Origin of the sequence: Phenylobacterium sp. (assembly GCF_041920015.1) — a bacterium.
Taxonomy (GTDB): domain Bacteria; phylum Pseudomonadota; class Alphaproteobacteria; order Caulobacterales; family Caulobacteraceae; genus Phenylobacterium.
The window spans coordinates 1-18,735 of the sequence record NZ_JAYRST010000032.1 but is presented as its reverse complement, the minus strand read 5'-3'; the positions used below and the strand labels follow the sequence as shown (position 1 = coordinate 18,735).

The window sequence follows — 18,735 nt, the reverse complement described above, 5'->3', positions numbered from 1 at the left end:
TTCGCGTGACGCCGCAGGTGATCGAGTTCTGGCGCGACCGCCCGTTCCGCCTGCACGAGCGCCTGGTGTTTGTTCGCGCGGAGGGGGGCTGGACCACCCGGCGCCTCTATCCTTGACGGACGCCGAGGAGGCCGAGGTCGTCGCCTGGCTGGAAGGCCAGGCCGAGCGGAAGATCGAGACCGGCTGCGCCTGGGTGTTCCTGGCCGGGGACACCGCCTTCAAGGTCAAGAAGCGGGTCGACCTGGGGTTTCTCGACTATTCGACCCTGGAGCGGCGGCTCTGGGCGCTGGAGCGCGAGCTGAGGTTCAATCGCGCCGCCACCTCCGACATCTATCGCGCCGTGCGCAGGATCACCCGGACGGGGAGCGGCCGGCTGGAGCTGGACGGCGACGGCGCGAGCGTCGAATACGCCTTGGAGATGCGCCGTTTCGACGAGGGCGCGGTGCTGGCCGCTCAGCCCTGGGCGGTAGACGGCGAACTCGCCGAGGCCCTGGGGCGCGAAGTGGCGGGCGTCCACGCCCGCGCCGAACTGCGCCCTCAGGGCGGCGGCGGCAAGGCCTTGAAATACACCATAGATTCGAACGCCAAGCTGCTCCGGGAGCTGGCGCCGAAGCTGGGGCGTGAGCGGGTCGAGACCTTGATCGCAGCCACCGACGCCGAGTATTTCCGTCGCGAGCCGCTGTTGGACGCGCGCCGCGAGACCGGCTTCGCGCGCCAATGCCATGCCGACCTGCACCTGGGGAACATCCTGCTGGAGGACGGCCGCCCGGTCCTGTTCGATTGCATCGAGTTCAACGACATCCTCTCGGACATCGACATCCAGTACGACCTGGCCTTCCTGTTGATGGACCTCGATTTCCGCCGTCGCCGGGACGCGGCGGTGCGGGCGCTGTCGGCCTATCTGGACGAAGGGCTGCGCCACTTCGGCGTCGGCCTGCTGGACGGGCTTCGCGCCCTGCCGCTGATGATGGCGGTGCGGGCGGGCGTGCGCGCTCACGTCCAGGCCCACAGCGGCGACCTCGAGGCCGCCAGCGCCTATCTGGAGGCGGGCCTGCGCCATCTTAACCCGCCGCCGCCGAGGCTGACCGCGGTGGGCGGGTTGTCCGGCTCGGGCAAGTCGACCTTCGCGCGGTTGATCGCGCCGGGCCTGGGCGCCTCGCCCGGCGCGGTAGTGCTGCGCACCGACGAGGTGAGAAAGCGCCTGCTGGGCGCACCGCCACAGGCCTCGCTGCCGTCCAGCGTCTATTCGCCAGCGTTCTACAACGAGGTCTATGACAGCCTCTTCGCCGAGGCCCGCGCGTTGCTGGACGCCGGCCGCGCCGTGGTGGTCGACGCCACCTTCATCCAGCCGGAGCTGCGTGGCCGCGCCGAAGCCTTGGCCCGCGAGGCGGGCGTGCCTTTCCACGGCGTCTGGCTGGGGGCCGCGCCCGAAGTGCTGGCCCAGCGGATCGAGGGGCGGGAAGGCGACGCCTCCGACGCCACGGTCGCCACCCTGCGCATGCAGCTCGAACGCGATGTCGGCCCGATCGACTGGGTCCGCATCGACGCCTCCGGCCCGGCCCAGGACGCAGCCGAGGCCTGGTCCATCGAGCACGGCGGCTCACCGCTGCCTTAGGGCGGAATCATTGCTCCCCCGCTGGGGGAGCTCCCGGCCGAATGGCCGGGTGAGAGGGCTTCGACTCCTGCAGCAGGCCCCCTCCGTCTCGGCGCTTTGCGCCGATCCACCTCCCCCAGCGGGGGAGGAATTTGTCGCGACTACGCCGCCTGCCCCGCGACCCAGCCGGACGACCAGGCCCACTGGAAGTTATAACCGCCGAGCCAGCCGGTGACGTCGACGACCTCGCCGATGAAGTAGAGGCCCGGGACGGCCTTGGCTTGCAGGGTCTTGGAATCGAGGCCGTTCGTGTCGACGCCGCCCAGCGTCACCTCGGCCGTGCGGTAGCCTTCCGAGCCGACCGGCTTCACGGTCCAGGCGTTCACCGCCGCGTCGATGCGGCCGATGGCCTTGTCGGAGAGGTCGCCGGCGTTGGTCGGGGCGGCGGCCTCTTCCAGGATCATCTGCGCCAGCCGTCGGGGCAGGTGTTCGGAAAGCACGGTGAGCGCCGCCTGCCTGCCGCGGCTTTGGCGCGCGGCCTTCAGAGCCCCGGCGATGTCGACGCCGGGCGCCATGGAGACTGTGATCGCCTGGCCCTCGCGCCAGTAGGACGAGATCTGCAGGATCGCCGGGCCCGAGAGGCCGCGGTGGGTGAACAGTATGGCCTCGGCGAACTTGGTCTTGCCGCAGGCGACGACCGCATCGGTCGAGACGCCGGCCAACGGCTTCAGCCGCTCCAGCATCCCGACCTCGAAGGTCAAGGGCACGAGGGCGGGGCGCGTCTCCACGACGTTCAGCCCGAACTGTCGCGCGATCTCGTAGCCGAAGCCCGTGGCGCCCATCTTCGGGATCGACTTGCCGCCGGTGGCGACGACCAGAGAGGCGCAGCGCACCGGCCCGCCGCTGGTCGCCAGCGAAAAGCCCTCGTCCTCTTGCTCCACCCGCTCGACGGTGGTCTTCAGCCGCAGCGTGACGCCGGCCGCCTGCATGGCGCGGGTCAGCATGGCGATGATCTCCTTGGCCGAGCCGTCGCAGAAGAGCTGGCCAAGGGTCTTTTCGTGATAGGCGATCCCCTCGCGCTCGACCCAGGCGACGAAATCCTTGGCCGTGTAGCGGCGCAGGGCCGAGATCGCGAAATGCGGGTTGGCCGAGAGGAAATTGGCCGGGGCGGCGTTGATGTTGGTGAAGTTGCACCGGCCGCCGCCGGAGATGCGGATCTTCTCGCCGGGCGCTGCGGCGTGGTCGATCACCAATACGCGCCGTCCGCGCTTGCCCGCCTCGATGGCGCACATCATGCCCGCCGCGCCAGCGCCGATCACCACGACGTCGAACTGATCCACCGGGACCTCTTTAAGACAGGGACGGCAAGCGCGCCGTTCGATAGGAGCGCGCCGGCAAAGTCAATCGCCCGGCTCGCGGCAGGATGCAGCGAGGGAAAGAGTCGCGTTCAGCGAGCGCCGCGTTGCATTGCACACTTGGTGAATCTAGCTTGCAATCATTCATAAAAGCCATGTCGGGAGGAGTTTGGATGCAAGGCTTGATGCAGGACTGGCCGCTGACGGTCGACAAGATCCTGAACCACGCCCAGGCTTGGCATGGCGATCGCGAAGTCGTCAGCCGTTCGGTCGAGGGGCCGATCGTGCGCACGACCTATGCGCAGATCCACGAACGGGCCAAGCGCGTCTCCAACGTCCTGATCGGCCTGGGCATGCAGCCGGGCGATCGGGTGGCGACCCTGGCCTGGAACACCGGCCGCCACATCGAGGCCTGGTACGGCATCATGGGGATCGGGGCGGTCTGCCACACGCTCAACCCCCGCCTGTTCGCCGAACAGCTCGTCTACATCATCAATCACGCCGAGGATAAGGTCATCCTGACGGACCTGACCTTCCTGCCGATCCTCGCGGGCATCCGCGACCAGATCCCTGGCGTGAAGCACATCATCGTCCTGTCGGACGAGGCGAACCTGGGCGATCAACTGCCCGGCGCCCTGGCCTACGAGACCCTGATCGCCGAGGCGTCCAGCGACGCCAAGTGGGGCGGGTTCGACGAGAACACCGCCGCCGGGCTCTGCTACACCTCGGGCACAACGGGCAATCCGAAGGGCGTGCTCTACTCGCACCGCTCGAACTTCATCCACACGCTGGTGACCATGGGGTCCGACGTGCTGGGCATCAAGGCGACGGACACGGTGCTGCCGGTGGTGCCGATGTTCCACGCCAACGCCTGGGGCCTGGCTTTCTCCGCGCCGGCCGTGGGCGCCAAGCTGGTCATGCCGGGCCAGAAGCTGGACGGCGCCTCGGTGCACGAACTGCTGGAGAGCGAAGGCGTGACCTTCTCGGCCGCGGTGCCGACGGTCTGGCAGATGCTGCTGCAGCACCTGCGCGCCAGCAAGGGCAAGCTGACCACCCTCAAGCGCGTCGTCATCGGCGGTTCGGCGGTGCCCGAGAGCATCGTGCGCGGCTTCCGTGACGAGTTCGGCGTCGATGTCACCCATGCCTGGGGCATGACCGAGACCTCGCCGCTGGGCACCCAGGCCACGCCCAATGCGGCCATCGAACAGATGGACCCCGAGGCCCAGCTCCAGTTCAAGCTGAAACAGGGCCGCCCACCGCTCGGCATCCAGCTCAAGCTGGTCGATGACGAGGACAAGGACCTGCCGCACGACGGCCACACCTTCGGGCGGCTGAAGGTCTCCGGCCCGTTCGTGGTGGGCCAGTACTTCAAGGCCGAAGGCGGCAAGATCCTCGACGACGAGGGCTATTTCGACACCGGGGACGTGGCCACACTGGACGAGCATGGCTTCATGCAGATCACCGACCGCGCCAAGGACGTGATCAAGTCCGGTGGCGAATGGATTTCCTCCATCGAGATCGAGAACCTCGCGGCGGGCCATCCGAAGGCCGAACTGGCCGCGGTCATCGGCGTCGCCCACCCGAAGTGGGACGAGCGCCCGCTGCTGCTGGTCAAGCTCAAGGCCGGGGAGGCGGCGGCCAAGGAGGAGTTCCTGCAATTCCTCGACGGCAAGATCGCCAAGTGGTGGATGCCCGACGACGTCGCCTTCGTGGACGACATCCCGCTGGGCGCGACCGGCAAGATCGACAAGAAGCTGATCCGCGACCGTATGAAAGACTATGTCCTGCCGACGGCCGCGGCCGGCGGTTCGGCCGCCCTGGCCATGTCGCCGGAGCCCAAGATCTATGCGCCCGAGCCGGCGCCCGCTCCGGTGGCGCACCATGACCATGACGACGACGGCGCGTGGCTGCACTGGACGCCCGGCCCCGACCAGACGCTCGACCGCACGCGCGCCGAGCCGGCGGAAGGGGAGGCCCCGGCGGACGCCGTGCGCCCTTTTCGGCGGAGCTGAGTGCGACTGAGCCGCCGCCGGCGGCTCAGCCTGCGGCGCCTGCGCTGCGGGAAGGCCGAAGCGTCCGCGCGCGGCGCTCGGTCTCGCACGGCTTCGCCGACATCTATCTGCACCTTGCGACGGCCGTGGCCCTGGCCCCGGCCGCCATGGTCGCGGTCGGAACCCTGGCGCCCAGGCTGGGGCTCGGCCGCGATCCCTACGCCTTGCAGGGCGTTCTCTTCGACCTCGCCCCTCAGATCGCCCTGGCCAGCGTGGTCGCGGGCGTGTTCGGCGTGGTGGCCGCCCTGGCGGCGGGCTTTCCGCGCTTCTGGATGCGCGCGCTGCTGGCGCTGGTGATCACCACCGCGACCCTGTTCGCCTATGTCTGGGAACGCAGCGCCGGCTCGCCCCTCGTCCAGCCGGCGGCTGCCGAGGTTCAGCCCGCGAGCCGGTAGTCGCTGTCCAGGCCCGGCTCGGGGGCGTCGGTGACGACGATCCCGCGGCGGACCAGGTCGATCATGTGGCCGAGCACGGACCGCGCGGCCGCCGGCCACAGGCGCTTGTCGACCTCCGCATAGAGGGTCGGGATCATATCCTTGATCCGCCCGTGGCCGTCGGCCAGCGCCTTCAGCACCTGGGCCTCGCGGGCGCGGCGGTGGGCGATATAGGCGTCGATGAACGGGGCGACGTCGCGGACCGGCGGGCCGTGGGTCGGCCAGAGGATGTCGAAGTCCAGCGCCTTCACCTTGTCCAGGCTGTCCATATAGGCGGTCATGTCGCCGTCCGGCGGCGAGACCACGGTGGTCGACCAGCCCATGATGTGGTCGCCGGAGAACAGCGCGTTCTCTTCCTTCAGCGCAAAGCAGATGTGGTTGGAGGTGTGGCCCGGCGTGGCGATCGCCTCCAGCGTCCAGCCAGGTCCTTCGAACACCGCGCCGCCGCCGCAGATGTCGATATCGGGGGAGAAGTCGAGGTCGTGGCCGGCCTCGGTGATCACCGCCGAATCCCCCGCCTTCGCACCGACTGCGCAGCCGTAGATCTTCGCCCCGGTCTTCTCCTGGAGCGGGCGGGCGAGGGGAGAGTGGTCGGTGTGGTGGTGCGTGACCAGGATATGGGTGACCGTCTCGCCCTCCAGCGCGGCCATCAGCGCGTCGAGATGGTCGGCCATGTCCGGCCCCGGGTCGATGACCGCCACCTCGCCCTTGCCGATGATGTAGGTGCCGGTGCCCAGATAGGTGAAGGGGCCGGGATTGTTGGCGACGACCCGGCGGATCAGGGGTGAAACCTGATCGCAGGCGCCGTACTCGAACTGGATTTCGCGGACATAGGGAATCATCGAGGCGGTCCTGAAATGGCGCCCGCCTTGCTCCCTGACCACCCAATCGGGTCAGCGAGGTCAGTCATGTCGGCGGACACGGCGATTTATGTCTCAAAACGGCTACAGCGCGCGGCCTTCGCCCTTCTCTGTCTCCTGGCGGCGCAACTCGTCCTGGCGGTGGCCAGTTGCGAACCCGAGCCCGCCGCCATGGGCGCGGCCCGAATCTCGCTGGAGCAACCCCACGCCTAGCGCGGAAAAGCGCCGGAGAGATCGTAGCCGGCTTGCGCCCCCAGTTCGATCAATTCCTCGCGCGAGCGCTCGTCGGCCTGGAACTGGCCCAGCGACCAGGTGACGATCGAACGCGTGCCCGAACGGCAGAAGGCGAGGACCGGCCCCTCCGCGGCCTCCACTGCACGATAATTCGCCTCGACCTGGTCCGGCGTCGGCCCGCCCCGCACCGGAATATGCACATAGTCGAGCCCCGCCGCCCGCGCGGCCGCTTCCACCTCGGCTCCGGTCGGCTGGCCGGGCTCCTCGCCGTCCGGGCGATTGTTGATCACCAGCTTGAAGCCGAGCTCTGCCGCGCGCGGCAGATCCTCCAGGGCGATCTGGGGGGCGACGGAAATCTGGTCGGTGACGTGGCGGAATTCGGTCATGGGAAGTGTAGCGCCGTTCTAGAGACTTGAAGGTGATGCGATCTATTTTACCCGGCGTGCGCGGATTGCGCGCTGGCCGTCGACATTCATGAAGTAGCCGCCCATCGAGGCCTTTCGAATCTCGACCTTCGAGCCCTTCTTAGGCTCCCTGAACAGGGTTTCGCTGTCGTTCTGCGTCCAGACCGCGCCGCCTTCGAGTTCGAAGGTCCACTTGCCTTCGCCGTTCCGGTAGGCGCGTTCGACGGCCAGGGAGACTTCGTTCAGCTCTTCCGGCTTTTCGCCACGCTCGAACATGGCCAGCGAGGGCAGGCTGAAGCCGAAGGCCTGGCGGCGCACGGCCTTGGCCTGCTCGCGGTCGACCACCACGATGTCGCCCTTCTGTTCGGCGCTGTCGAGCGCCCCGACCGCCGCGTCATAGCAAGCGAGCCGCTCGGACGGGTCCGTCATGGCCTTGCAGTCCATCAGCCCCTTGAAGATGGCGGGCCGTTCCTCGGCGCCTGCGGGCGCAAGGGCGAAAGCCGCGAGGCCGATGGCCAACAGCAGGGGACGCGTAAGCGGCGGCATCTGGAAAGCTCTCCGGTTTGCCCGCGTATTGATAGGTGACCGGAGCGGCGCGGCAACCGCCGTTTTACCTCGAGCCCGGCTTCAACGACATGTCACCGCGCGGGGCGCGATGCGGGAGATGTTACCAGTTCCTTTCCAGCGGGCGCATGTTCTTGGCTGAGGACGGGGTTTGAAAAGGGAAGAAATATGCGCGCAAGCCGCCTTGCGGCACATTCTGTGACCAGAATGCGACAGGTTGGTGTTCTCAACATTGCGGGAGTTTAATCTGCGTTGACCCTTCCGGCTTAAGCCCCGTAACACCAACGTAACCGGGTTCGTTACGAGCCTGGGACCGAACCTTTTGTGGGGAGCTGGCATCGCCGCTGTCTGGTCGGCGGGCCGCTGGAGGATCTAGACCTTGAAAATCATGAACACGCGGGAACGCCTTCTGGCGTCTTCCATGATCTGCGGCGCCGCCTTTGTGGCCTTCTCGGCCACTGCGGCCAGCGCCCAGGAACAGGAAGTCCAGGAAGTCGTCGTCACCGGTTCGCGTATCGTCCGTCAGGACTACGTGGCCAACAGCCCGATCGCGACCGTTTCCGGCGAAGCCACCGTGGCCAACGCCGACGTCACGCTCGACATGTATCTGAACACGCTGCCGCAGGTTAACCCGGCGGGCAGCTCGACCTCGAACAACCCCGGCAACAACGGCCAGTCGAACATCGACCTTCGCGGCTTCGGCGCGAACCGTAACGTCGTCCTGATCGATGGCCGCCGTCCGATGGTGTCTGCGAACACCATGACGGTCGACTTGAACACCATCCCGCAGGCACTGATCGAAGGCATCGAAGTCATCACCGGCGGCGCCGGCGCGGCCTACGGCGCTGACGCCATCGCCGGCGCGGTCAACGTCAAGCTGAAGAGAAACTTCGAAGGCGTCGACTTCCGCGCGAATTACTCGAACGCCACGGAAAACTGGGACTCCAAGGAATACCAGTTCTCGCTGGTGGTCGGCGGCAACTTCGCCGACGGTAAGGGCAACGCGGTGTTCGGCTTCGACCGTTCGTTCCGTGAAAGCCTGCTGAAGTCGCAGCGTGCGTTCTCGCAGAACGCGACCTCGACGACCTCCTTCCTGCCGGAAGGCGCGCTGTTCTGGCAGGGCCCGGCGGGGGTCAACCCTGGCAACGCGATCTCGGAGGCGGCCATCGACGCCCTGTTCGCCACGTACGGTGTCAGCGCGGACAAGGTGTCGGCCGGCTCGGGCACGCTCGGCTTCAACATGGACGGTTCGCTGTTCTACAAGGGCGTGTTCAACAACGCTCTGGATGTCCAGAACTTCCGTTATCCGATCGACGGCGCCGTCAACCAGTCGCTGTATCCGGACCTTTACAGCTACAACTTCGACTACGTGAACCTGCTGGTCCTGCCGATGGACCGCTACTCGTTCATGTTCAAGACGAACTACGAACTGGATAACGGCATCGAGTTCTTCGTGAACGCCGGCTGGACGGAATACACCGCTGTCACCGCCCTGGCGCCGACGCCGTTCCCGACGGTCAACAGCCGTAACCCGGCGACCGCCGGCTCGAGCGATGTGGTGACTTCGCTGGTTAACAACCAGTGCCTGTCCCCGACGGACGCCAATCCGACTCGGACCGTGGCTTGCCAGATCGTGCAGCAACTGGTCGTCCCGGTGACGAACCCGTTCATTTCGCCAGATCTCCGCGCTCTGCTGAATACCCGCACGGGCGACGACATTCGTCTGGCTGGCTCGGGCGCCAACGAACCGTTCCTGATCCGCCAGCGGACCCTCGACCTTGGCCTGCGTGAATCGCGTTTCGAGAACACCGTCGTCCAGTTTATGGCCGGCGTGCGTGGCCCGATCGGCGACACCGGCCTGACCTTCGAAGCCTCGGTGGCCGAAGGCCGCACCGAGATCGACGAGACCCAGACCGGCAACCTGGATACTCAGCGCCTGCAGGGCCTGATCGAAGCGGCCGACGGCGGCGCCAGCATCTGCGACGGCGGCTTCAACATCTTCGGTCGTCAGCCGATCTCGGCTTCCTGTCGTCAATATCTGGCAGCTCAGGTCAACCTGTCGACGGAAATGAAGCAGCAGATCGCCCAGGCCTACATCACCGGCCCGGTCTACGAACTGCCGGCCGGCGACTTGTCCTTCGTGCTAGGTGTCGAATACCGCGGCTTCGAATACAACTTCGATCCGGGTGCGGCCTCGGGCCCGATGTCGGGCGCCAACACGCAGGACCCGGATGCGGGCACCAACTCGTTCCGCGACGTGTTCGGTGAAGTCCTGATCCCGCTGGTCAAGGACCAACCCTTTGTCCAGAACCTGGAACTGTCGCTCGGCGCTCGTTATTCGGAAGCCGAGTTCGCCGACAAGCTGACGGGCCGCGAAGTCGGTCCGCGCGGTTCGTGGGCCTACAAGGGCGAACTGAACTGGACGATCAACGACCTGCTGCGGGCGCGCGTATCCTATCAGCAGTCGGTGCGTGAGCCGAACTTCTCGGAACTGTTCGCCGGCGGCGGCTCGGCGCCGCAGTACTTCGACCCCTGCTCGGTGACGAGCGAGGCCCGCCACGGCGCGGCGGCCGCTCAGGTCCGCGCGCTCTGCATCGCGCAAGGCGTGACGGCGGGCAGCGTCGACAACTACGTCCAGACGCCCGGCTCGCAGATCGGCGTCGACCTGTCGGGGAACCTCGACCTCGAGCCGGAAGAAGGCAAGACCTTCACCGCCGGCGTCGTGTGGCGCTCGCCCTGGGAAAACCAGTGGCTGTCGCGTCTGCAAGGTTCGGTGGACTACTATAACATCAAGATCGAGAAGGCGATCCTGACCCCGACCCCGAACCAGATCGTGGCCGCTTGCTTCAACTACTACGGCACGAACCCGACCTACGACGTCAACGATGCGAATTGCCAGGGCCCGTTCCGCGGCGGCGGCGACATCCTCTGGGTCTACAACCCGGCTGACCCGGACGGCTACTTCACCGCCAGCAACGGCGGCACGCAGCAGTCGAGCGGTCTGGACTTCCAGTTCGACTGGGGCTTCGACGCCGAATGGCTCGGCGCCGACTCGAAGTGGGGCTCCGTCCGCCTGAACGCCTTGATCACTCACGTGATCGAGTTCAAGCAGCAAGACCCGATCGCCGGCGTGCCGGAACTCGACTTCGCGGGCACCATCTCCTACTTCGGCGCCGGCCTTGGCACGAGCTTCCCGAAGTGGAAGGCCACGGTGAATGCCGAGTGGTCGCTGTTCGAAGACTTCAAGCTGAACGCCCGCGGCCGCTACATCGGCGCCATGGACAACCGTCTCGACGTGGAATTCCCGGGCGAGACCGAGTTCACCGGCGTCAGCGCCCTCTGGTACTGGGACTTCGCCGGCACCTGGGCTGTCACCGACAATGTCGAGCTGAAGCTGGGCGTGAACAACGCCTTCGACAAGGCTCCGGAAGTCTATGCTCCGAACGTCCAGTCGGGCACCGATCCGTCCACCTACGACGTGGTCGGCCGCCGGGTCTTCGGCGCGATCAAGCTGCGCTTCTAAGAGCGGTCTGATCCAGAAATTAGGGCGGCGGACTTCAAGTCCGCCGCCCTTTTTCTTTGTCGAATGGAGAGGATGCGCCGCCGTCGCGCCGCGTCAGGCGTAACCCAGCAGTTCGCGCAGTCCTGGCGCCATGTGGTCGACCAGCTTTCGCTGGGTGTCCGGCAAGGTCTCGGGGATCGTCTGACCGCTGGAGAGGTGCTCGCGCGCCGTGGCGCTGTGGCGACGGTCCGAGCCGACACGGACGCGCCCCCGCCAATCGGGCGGCAGGGTGTCAACGCCGAACCTGGCCAGAAGATCGGCGAAGAAGCTTTCGGCCTCGGCGGACTCCAGCCGGTTCAGATTTTCGACGATGTCCTCGTAGCGGACCACATGCACGCCGGTTCCCATCCAGGCGACCGCGTGGAACAGGAAGACTTCGCGCAAGGCGGGGCCTCGGCCGGGTATGCCGAAGATCACCAGGTTCATCATCTGCTCGACGCTGACCGCGCCGTTCTTCAGGTGGTTCTGTTGCGGGTGGTCGAACTGGTCGGACAGATTGAAGCGCGTGCGGGCCAGGACGTAGTCGTAAGGGTCGCGCACCAGGACGACGTTGTTGGCGTGCTTCAAGGCCATCAGCGAGATGTCGGCGAACAGCAGGTGGCCGACGCTGAACATCGGCCGCTGCGGATGCAGCGCGGCCTTGTGCTGCTCCAGGTTTGGGATCTGGATGAATTCACGGTCGTAGTGCTGCTGGGGCGGCACGAACATCCGGACGATGTTGCGCAACAGGTGCGTGCCGCACTTGGGTACGCTGTTCAGGAACGCGGTCCGGCGCAGCGGCGTATGGCTGAACTTCTGGACCTCCGCTCCGAGGGTATCGGGCCTGCTTATGACCTTGGCCGCCAGCACCACATCCGCCTCCATGAGATTAGATGATTGAGATAGCCGTCTTCAGGCGGCGTGGGAAACGGCGCTTCAGAGCGCGTTAGGGCGAAGTGTGAGCGGTTCGCCCGCCCGCACGCGATCTACATGCCTGATTTAGAGCGGCGGCGGGCGCAGGGCCTTGGTGCGGAACCATTTCGAGATGATCCACTTCTCGCCGCTCGTCGGGGCTGCGCCGGTATGCAGGGTCATCGGGTCGACAGCGCCGCCTGGAGTGACGCTATCGAACGTCAGGACCGAGCCGGCCGACGGCCTGATCTTGAGGTCGAGCCGTGGAAACTCGGTCGCTCCGCCTTCGAACTCATCGTTCAGATAGACGAGGACGGTCCGCACCCGCTGACCGCGCGCCGCGAGGTGAGCGGCGTTGGCCGGCGTCTCAGGGATATAGTCGACGTGCGGCGCATATCGCTCGCCAGGCGCATAGTGCAGCACGCCGAGGCCCTCGCCGTTCTCGACCGGCAGGTCGGCGATGGCGGCGAGCTGATGATTGATCAGTTCCAGCACCACATCGCTGTCGGCCAGGCCGAAATGCATGACGCGGTTGGAGCGGACGTCCTCGATGCTTTCGCCGCCCGCCTCGTTGACGATCATGCCTCGCCGCAGCGCAGGTTCGGCGAGCGCGGTGACATAGGTGCGAAACTCCGGGGCCAGCAGGTCGCGGACGATGGAGATGGCCGGCGCCTCGCTCAGGGTCTCGCGCTCCCGAGGCGCCTCGAAGACGGTGAGGTCGGCCGCCGCCGCCAGGGCGTCGAAATCGACCGGGATCGCCGTGACGCGAGCGCCGTTCAGGATGCGGCGGGCCGGCTCGAAGTCCGCGGCGCGGGCGATCGCCAGGGCGGCCTGCGACATCGGGCCGATGTCTCCCTCCAGGCCGGCCAGGAGGGCCAGTTGGGTCGCCGCGCGCGGATCGCCGCGTTTCGCGGCCATGACCAGCCAGTCCAGCGCCTGTCGGAAGTTGGGTTCCACGCCGACCCCGCCGCTGTCGACCACGCAGGCCAGGGCCAGGCCCAGGTCGTCGCCGGCCCGCGCGGCGGCATGGATGCGCTCGACCCCCTGGGCGATGTTCTGGGGAATCTGGAATCCGACGAGCTGCCACAGGCCGAGCTTAGCGTGCGCGCCTGGATGGCCGCGCTTGGCCGCTTCCATCCACCAGGACAGCGCCTCGTCCAGCCGCCCCATCTGCTCCATGGCCTGGGCGAGAAGGTCCTGGGAAACGGCGTCCCCGGCCTTGGCGGCGGCCAGGACTTCGTCGAATGTTCTCATGGTCTTGTTCTACAAGGCCGGGGCTCTGCGGGAAACCATGTCGCGCGATGAGCATGTCGAAGGCGGGAGGCGAGGTGGACGGCGTCTGGAACCGCAGAAGAGCCGTGACGATCATCGGCGCCAGCCTGACGACGGCCGCTTGCGCCGGGGCGGCGCTGCGGCCGCCGCCGATCCTCGTCAATCTGGCCGATCAGGCGCCGCCTGGCGGCGACGATGCGGCGCAGCTCGATTCGAGCGCGGACGCCGCCCGCCGAATGACCGCGCCGGTGCGCATCAACGGTCAGGGGCCTTTCGATTTCGTCATAGACACCGGCGCGAACCGCACGGTCATCGCGCGTGAAGTGGCGCTCGCCCTCGGCCTGCCGACGGCCGGCAAGGCGCAGATCCACGGTATCGCGGGGGTCGAACCCTCCGAGACCGTCACGATCGGCCGGCTGGACGTGGGGCGCGTTTCAACGGGGCGGCTTCGCGCGCCGATGCTGGAGCAGGCGCGGCTGGGGGCTGCGGGTCTGCTGGGGGTGGACGTCCTGAAGAACCGCCGCGTGGCGATGGATTTCCGGCAGAACACCTTCACGATCGGCAAGCCTGACGATGAGCCGGCGACCAACCGCAACGCCTCGGACAGCCGCCTGCGCGACAACGCCGCCGAGGCGGCGGCGCTGGAGAACGTGGTGGTGGTGCCTGCGCGCTATCGCTTCGGCCAGTTGATCATCATCGATGCGGACATGGGCGGCGTGCCGGTCACGGCCTTTCTGGACTCCGGCTCCCAGAACACGGTCGGGAATCTGCAACTGCACCAGCGGCTGAAGGTGACGCCTTTCGCCCTGACGGCTCAGGTCTCGATGGTGGAGCTCATCAGCGTCACGGGCCAGCGGGCCCAGGGCGAACTGTCGACCGTGCCGCCGCTGCGGATGGGGGGCCTCAGCATCGGCAACCTGTCGGCCGTCTTCGCCGACCTGCACATCTTCAAGCTCTGGGAGCTCGACGACCGGCCGGCGATCCTGATCGGCATCGACGTCATGCGCCACTTCGAGGCGATCGAGCTCGATTTCTCCAACCGCCGCGTCATATTCCGCGCGCCGGCCCGCCCGAGGCGCTGAGTCCCTACCTGACCGGCGTCGGCGCCAGGACGGTGGCGCCGGAGCTGCGCAGGCGTTCCTGGGCCATCTGGTCGAGCACGCCCTGGGCGCGCGGGTCGCCCATCAGCCAGGCGGCGGCGGCCAGGGTGCGGATCGAGGTCGCCGAGACGCCGAAGGCGCTCTCCAGGGCCTGGAACGGCGAGACCTGGGTGGTCATCCGCTTCAGCCGGACATCGCCGGAAAGCCCGGCCAGGGCCTTGGCCTTGTCGACCGCCTGGTAGAAGCCGCCGACCTCGTCGACCAGGCCGAGTTCGCGCGCCTGGACGCCGGTCCAGACCCGGCCCTTGGCGATCTCGCGCACGCGCTCGGCGGGCAGCTTGCGGCCCTCGGACACGCGGGCGACGAAGTTGTCGTAGATGCGGTCCATCCAGCCGGCGAAAGCCGCGCGCTGGGCCTGGTTCATCTCGCTGCCGGTCCCGAAGGCCCCGGCGTAGTCGCCGCCGACGCTCAACTGGCGCACGTCGACGCCGAAGCGTTCGAGCGCCGGGCCCAGGACGAACTTGCCGCCGAACACGCCGATTGAGCCGGTCAGGGTGGTGGGCTGGGCGACGATGGCCGAAGCCTCGCTGGAGATCCAATAGCCGCCCGACGCCGCATAGGCGCCCATCGAGACTACCACCGGCTTCTTGGCCGCCTTCGCCGCGCGGACCGCGGCCAGGATCTGTTCGGAGGCGGTGTCGGAGCCGCCAGGCGAGGAGACGCGGAAGACGATGGCCTTCACGTCCTTGTCCTCGATGGCGTCGTAGAGCGCTTCGGAGATGTCGTCGGAATACATGGCCGAGGACGAGGAGAACGGATTGGCCGTGCCGTCCCGCCCGGTCATGATCGCCCCTTCGCCCTCCACGATCGCGATGGCCGGGCCTGGACGCGGCACGCGCTCGCGGCTGGCACGCATGTACTTCTCGAACTCGACCAGTTCCGCGCCCTTGCCGGCCTTGGCCAGGATGGCGGTTTCGGCGTCCTTCACCTGGCCGACCTTGTCGATCAGCTTCAGTTTCAGCGCGTCCTCGGCCTGGTAGGGGCCGCCTTCGAGACTGGCGCGCAGCGCCTGGGGCTGTTGCTTGCGGTCGCCGGCGGCGTTCAGCAGGGTCGCGCCGTAGATCGAGCCCATCCAGGAGAGCTGGGCTTCGCGGTGCGCAGGAGTGTAATCACTGTAGAGGTACGGATTGACCGCGTTCTTGAACTCGTAGCGCTGTTCGTAGTCGGCCTTGACGCCGTACTTGTCGAAGAAGCGCTTGAGGAACAGGTCCTCGCTGGCGACGCCGGTGACTTGCAGCGAGGCGCCGGGCTGCATCCAGAACTCGTCGGCCGCCGAACCCAGCATGTAGGTCGAGGCGACCATGCCGGAGGGGTAGAGGCCCTGGCTGTGCGCATAGACGGCCTTGCCGGCGGCGCGGAACTTCTTGAGCGCGAGGCGGATCTCGTCGGCAGAGGCCGGGGTCATGCCGCCTTCGGGCAGGCGCACCAGCACCGCCTTGACCTTGCCGTCCTTGCGGGCCCGCTCCAGCGTCTCGATGACCGACATCACCGACATGGATCGGCGGCCGATCGAGGCGAACGGATTGACCGGATCCTGATCGGTCAGCGGATCGCGCAGGTCGAGCGCCAGCACCGCATGCGAGGGCGTCGGCGCAGGCTTGGCCGCGCCGGCCGCCATCACGATCAGCAGGAACGGCACGCCGACCAGGAAAAGCACCAGGCCTGCGAAGACGCCGGCCATGGTGGTCAGGAACTGCTTCATCGAAGATCCGCCGAGGGGAGGGAAGGGCCCAGGCTACATGGGCGCGGGTTGCGTTGAAATGAAGAGGTTTGCGAGCCCATCGCAGCCGCCCGCGCCCCTGTCGAGCGGCGTGCGGGCGGCCTGCGCGAAAAAGTCCCGCTTCGAAGGTAGGGATTGCTGGGGAGCCTGCGTCTAGGGCACATAAGCCCTGATTATGTCCGCATGCGGGCCCAATGAATTTCGATCCGAGGCGTCTTTTGACTTCACAGCGTACCTTCCTGTCGGCGTCGGCGGCCTTGCTGGTCGGCGGCGCCCTGCTCGCCGCCCTGCCGGCGGCTGCGGCCGACCGCCCCGTCGCCATTGTCGGCGCGACCGTCTTCGACGCCACCGGCGCGGCGCCCCATCGGGCGACGGTCGTGATCCGGGACGGGCGGATCGCCGAGGTCGGACCGTCGGTGAAGGCGCCGCGCGGCGCCCTGGTCATCGACGCCAAGGGCAAAGCCCTGTTGCCGGGCTTCTTCGACGTGCACACCCATTGGACCCCGGGCGGCAGCCCGCGCATCTCGCCGGAGATCGCAAGCGCCTATATCGCCGCCGGCGTCACGACGGTGAACGACTTCCACCAGCAGCCGGAATCCTTCGAACCGCGTCGCCGCTGGATCGCTTCCATGGCCTCGCCGCATGTGAACTTCGTGGCGCGCATGAGCACGCCGGGCGGTCACGGCGCCGACTGGGCCGACCGCGCCACGACCAAGTGGGTGAACTCGCCCCAGGGCGCGCGGATGGAGGTGAAGGCTCTCGTTCCCTACAAGCCCGACTTCATCAAGGCGTTCGCCGACGGCTGGCGCTATGGCGTCTCGGCCGACAACACCAGCATGGACGAAGGCACGCTGAGCGCCCTGGTCGATGAGGCGCATCGCAACAACCTCAAGGTCCTGACGCACACCGTTACGGTCGAGCGCGGCGCCATCGCCGGCCGGGCCAAGGTCGACGTCATCGCCCACAGCCTGCAGGACCGCGAGATCGACCAGGCGACGGTCGATGCGATCAAGGCCGGCGGCACCGCCTATGCGCCGACCCTCGCGGTCTATGATCCCGACAAGGGCGAGCCGCCGGCCGATCCCGAGGTCCGCCGCCGCGGCGAGGTGAAGTTCGGCTATGCGCTGCATAACGTGAAGGTGCTGCACGACGCCGGCGTGACCATCGCGCTGGGGACCGATGCGGGCATGCCGGGCACGCCGCACGGCGCTTCGACCCTGCGCGAGATGGAACTGCTGGTCCGGGCGGGCCTGACGCCGTCGGAGGCCCTGATCGCGGGCACGGCCAGCAGCGCCAAGGTGCTGGGGGAACTCGCCGACCGCGGCACCATCGAGGCCGGCAAGCGCGCGGACCTGGTGTTGATCGACGGTGAGCCGTGGAAGGCTATCGCCGACGTGCACAAGACGAATCGCGTGTTCGTCGACGGCGTCCTGGTGCATGGGCCCGGCGTGAAGCTGCCCGCCGCCAACACCGCCAAGTCCATGCCGCTCATCAAGGCCAAGGGCGCCCTGATCGACGACTTCGAAGGGGCCAAGAGCCGGTCGAGCTACGACACCTTGCGCCTGGACGACATGGACGGCGGCATCGACCGCACCGTGCAGGTCGCGCAGGTCATCAACCGCACCGCCACCGATCATGCGCTCAGCATCGCCGCGCGCATGGCGGCCAAGGACAACGCCAACGCCGGCGTCATCATCCCGCTCAGCCGCGGTTCGGTCGAGCCGGTCGATGTCCGCCCCTTCAAGGGGGTGCGGTTCGAAATCCGCGGCGACGGCGCCGCCTATGAATTCGGCGTCAACACGCTGAACGGCCGGTGGGAGACGCAGGTCGGCTCTAGCACTGAATGGAAAGTCGTCGAGGTTCCGTTCTCCGAGCTCAAGCGCGTTTCCGGCCGCGGCGGCGGCTCCGGGCCCTGGACGGGCGACGATGCGCTCGAGGTCACCATCGACGGCGGCCGTCTGGCCGGCGAGAAGATGTGGGTCGAGATCGACAATGTGAGCTTCTTCTGACGTCGCCGATCGGGTGAGCGATGATCCTCACGCCTGTGCAACGGGCGTGAGTAGTCGCGTCCAAGTAATCGCGTAGTCTGTGACGCGTTGGCGCGACTGCCAGCGTACGCTGGTGTCTTAATTGACACAGTTCATGTTATTTTGACGTTCCTGCAACATTATGCGGGTGACGTTGCATCGCGCATCGTGTGTTTGGCGCATTGTTCCGAGTCCGAGCATCCTCGGGCTTCCCGGATAGTATGCACTCAATAGTTGTGGGGGTGTCCTCTAATGAAAACTCGCATGTCCTGGCGTAACGCCATGCTCGCGACCTCGGCGCTTTGCGCGCTGTCCTTCGCTGGCGCCGCCGCCGCTCAAGACGGGGCCGAGGTCGAGGAACTCATCGTCGTCGGCTCGCAGATCGAAGGCGCCAAGGTGACGGCCGCCGTCCCGGTGACCGTGGTCGACGCGGCCCAGCTCGACAGCGTCGCGGCGACCTCGGGCGACGACCTGTTCCGGTCCATCCCGCAGATGGGCGACGTCAGCTTCAACTCGAGCTACCTGCCCAACTCCAGCAACAGCGCCCGCGGCGACGTCGGTTCGGTGAACCTGCGCAACCTCGGCGTCGGCAACACCCTGGTGCTGC

14 protein-coding genes and 1 pseudogene are annotated in these 18,735 nt (G+C 67.4%); 8 read left to right on the top strand and 7 right to left on the bottom strand.

The genetic code is table 11. The annotated features are described in order from the left end of the window. The coding region (locus ACE3TL_RS08805) for a pyridoxine 5'-phosphate oxidase C-terminal domain-containing protein (protein WP_374578356.1) at nucleotides 1-116 on the top strand (116 nt) is incomplete at its 5' end. Beyond that, complete coding sequence (locus ACE3TL_RS08800; protein ID WP_374578339.1) at nucleotides 113-1,615, top strand: AAA family ATPase; 1,503 nt, start codon at nucleotides 113-115, stop codon at nucleotides 1,613-1,615. The genes ACE3TL_RS08805 and ACE3TL_RS08800, both read left to right, overlap by 4 nt. 140 nt (nucleotides 1,616-1,755) lie before the next feature. Here ACE3TL_RS08800 and ACE3TL_RS08795 read toward each other — a convergent pair whose 3' ends face one another. After that, nucleotides 1,756-2,934, bottom strand: a complete 1,179-nt coding sequence (locus ACE3TL_RS08795) for an NAD(P)/FAD-dependent oxidoreductase (protein ID WP_374578338.1) — start codon at nucleotides 2,932-2,934, stop codon at nucleotides 1,756-1,758. A gap of 188 nt (nucleotides 2,935-3,122) precedes the next feature. On the opposite strand from ACE3TL_RS08795, the gene ACE3TL_RS08790 reads away from it, so the two are divergent. Further along, nucleotides 3,123-4,961 (top strand): long-chain-fatty-acid--CoA ligase, encoded by a 1,839-nt coding sequence (locus tag ACE3TL_RS08790; protein ID WP_374578337.1) that lies wholly within the window; start codon nucleotides 3,123-3,125, stop codon nucleotides 4,959-4,961. A 125-nt stretch (nucleotides 4,962-5,086) separates the two neighbouring features. Further along, on the top strand, nucleotides 5,087-5,395 hold the full coding sequence (locus tag ACE3TL_RS08785) for a hypothetical protein (RefSeq protein ID WP_374578336.1): 309 nt from the start codon (nucleotides 5,087-5,089) through the stop codon (nucleotides 5,393-5,395). Here the strand turns inward: ACE3TL_RS08785 and ACE3TL_RS08780 are convergent. The 3 genes from ACE3TL_RS08780 to ACE3TL_RS08770 form a co-directional block, all read right to left on the bottom strand. Continuing rightward, complete coding sequence (locus ACE3TL_RS08780; protein WP_374578335.1) at nucleotides 5,377-6,276, bottom strand: MBL fold metallo-hydrolase; 900 nt, start codon at nucleotides 6,274-6,276, stop codon at nucleotides 5,377-5,379. The genes ACE3TL_RS08785 and ACE3TL_RS08780 overlap by 19 nt on opposite strands. A 227-nt stretch (nucleotides 6,277-6,503) precedes the next feature. Then, nucleotides 6,504-6,914 carry a TIGR01244 family sulfur transferase gene (locus ACE3TL_RS08775; RefSeq protein WP_374534003.1) on the bottom strand — a complete coding sequence of 137 codons (411 nt, stop codon included), beginning with the start codon at nucleotides 6,912-6,914 and terminating at the stop codon, nucleotides 6,504-6,506. A 42-nt stretch (nucleotides 6,915-6,956) separates the two neighbouring features. Continuing rightward, nucleotides 6,957-7,478 (bottom strand): hypothetical protein, encoded by a 522-nt coding sequence (locus ACE3TL_RS08770; protein WP_374578334.1) that lies wholly within the window; start codon nucleotides 7,476-7,478, stop codon nucleotides 6,957-6,959. A gap of 439 nt (nucleotides 7,479-7,917) precedes the next feature. Between ACE3TL_RS08770 and ACE3TL_RS08765 the strand changes: the two genes are divergently transcribed. After that, nucleotides 7,918-11,019: a TonB-dependent receptor domain-containing protein gene (locus ACE3TL_RS08765; protein ID WP_374578333.1), complete on the top strand. Its 3,102-nt coding sequence runs from the start codon at nucleotides 7,918-7,920 to the stop codon at nucleotides 11,017-11,019. Between the two features lie 93 nt (nucleotides 11,020-11,112). Here ACE3TL_RS08765 and ACE3TL_RS08760 read toward each other — a convergent pair whose 3' ends face one another. Next, nucleotides 11,113-11,922, bottom strand: coding sequence for a sulfotransferase domain-containing protein (locus ACE3TL_RS08760; RefSeq protein WP_374578332.1), 810 nt, complete (start codon nucleotides 11,920-11,922; stop codon nucleotides 11,113-11,115). Nucleotides 11,923-12,036: 114 nt separating this feature from the next. Beyond that, entirely contained in the window at nucleotides 12,037-13,203 is a 1,167-nt protein-coding gene (locus ACE3TL_RS08755; protein ID WP_374578331.1) for a 2OG-Fe(II) oxygenase, read from the bottom strand. 53 nt (nucleotides 13,204-13,256) lie between these two features. Here ACE3TL_RS08755 and ACE3TL_RS08750 point away from each other — a divergent pair, with 53 nt between their 5' ends. Then, nucleotides 13,257-14,303: a retroviral-like aspartic protease family protein gene (locus ACE3TL_RS08750; RefSeq protein WP_374578330.1), complete on the top strand. Its 1,047-nt coding sequence runs from the start codon at nucleotides 13,257-13,259 to the stop codon at nucleotides 14,301-14,303. 4 nt (nucleotides 14,304-14,307) lie between these two features. Here ACE3TL_RS08750 and sppA read toward each other — a convergent pair whose 3' ends face one another. Next, nucleotides 14,308-16,083, bottom strand: coding sequence for a signal peptide peptidase SppA (gene sppA, locus ACE3TL_RS08745; RefSeq protein ID WP_374578329.1), 1,776 nt, complete (start codon nucleotides 16,081-16,083; stop codon nucleotides 14,308-14,310). A 236-nt stretch (nucleotides 16,084-16,319) separates the two neighbouring features. Between sppA and ACE3TL_RS08740 the strand changes: the two genes are divergently transcribed. After that, a complete protein-coding gene (locus tag ACE3TL_RS08740) occupies nucleotides 16,320-18,110 on the top strand; it encodes an amidohydrolase family protein (protein ID WP_374578328.1) in 1,791 nt (596 codons plus the stop codon). A 282-nt stretch (nucleotides 18,111-18,392) separates the two neighbouring features. Beyond that, nucleotides 18,393-18,735, top strand: a pseudogene (locus ACE3TL_RS08735) (TonB-dependent receptor); the annotation flags it as partial.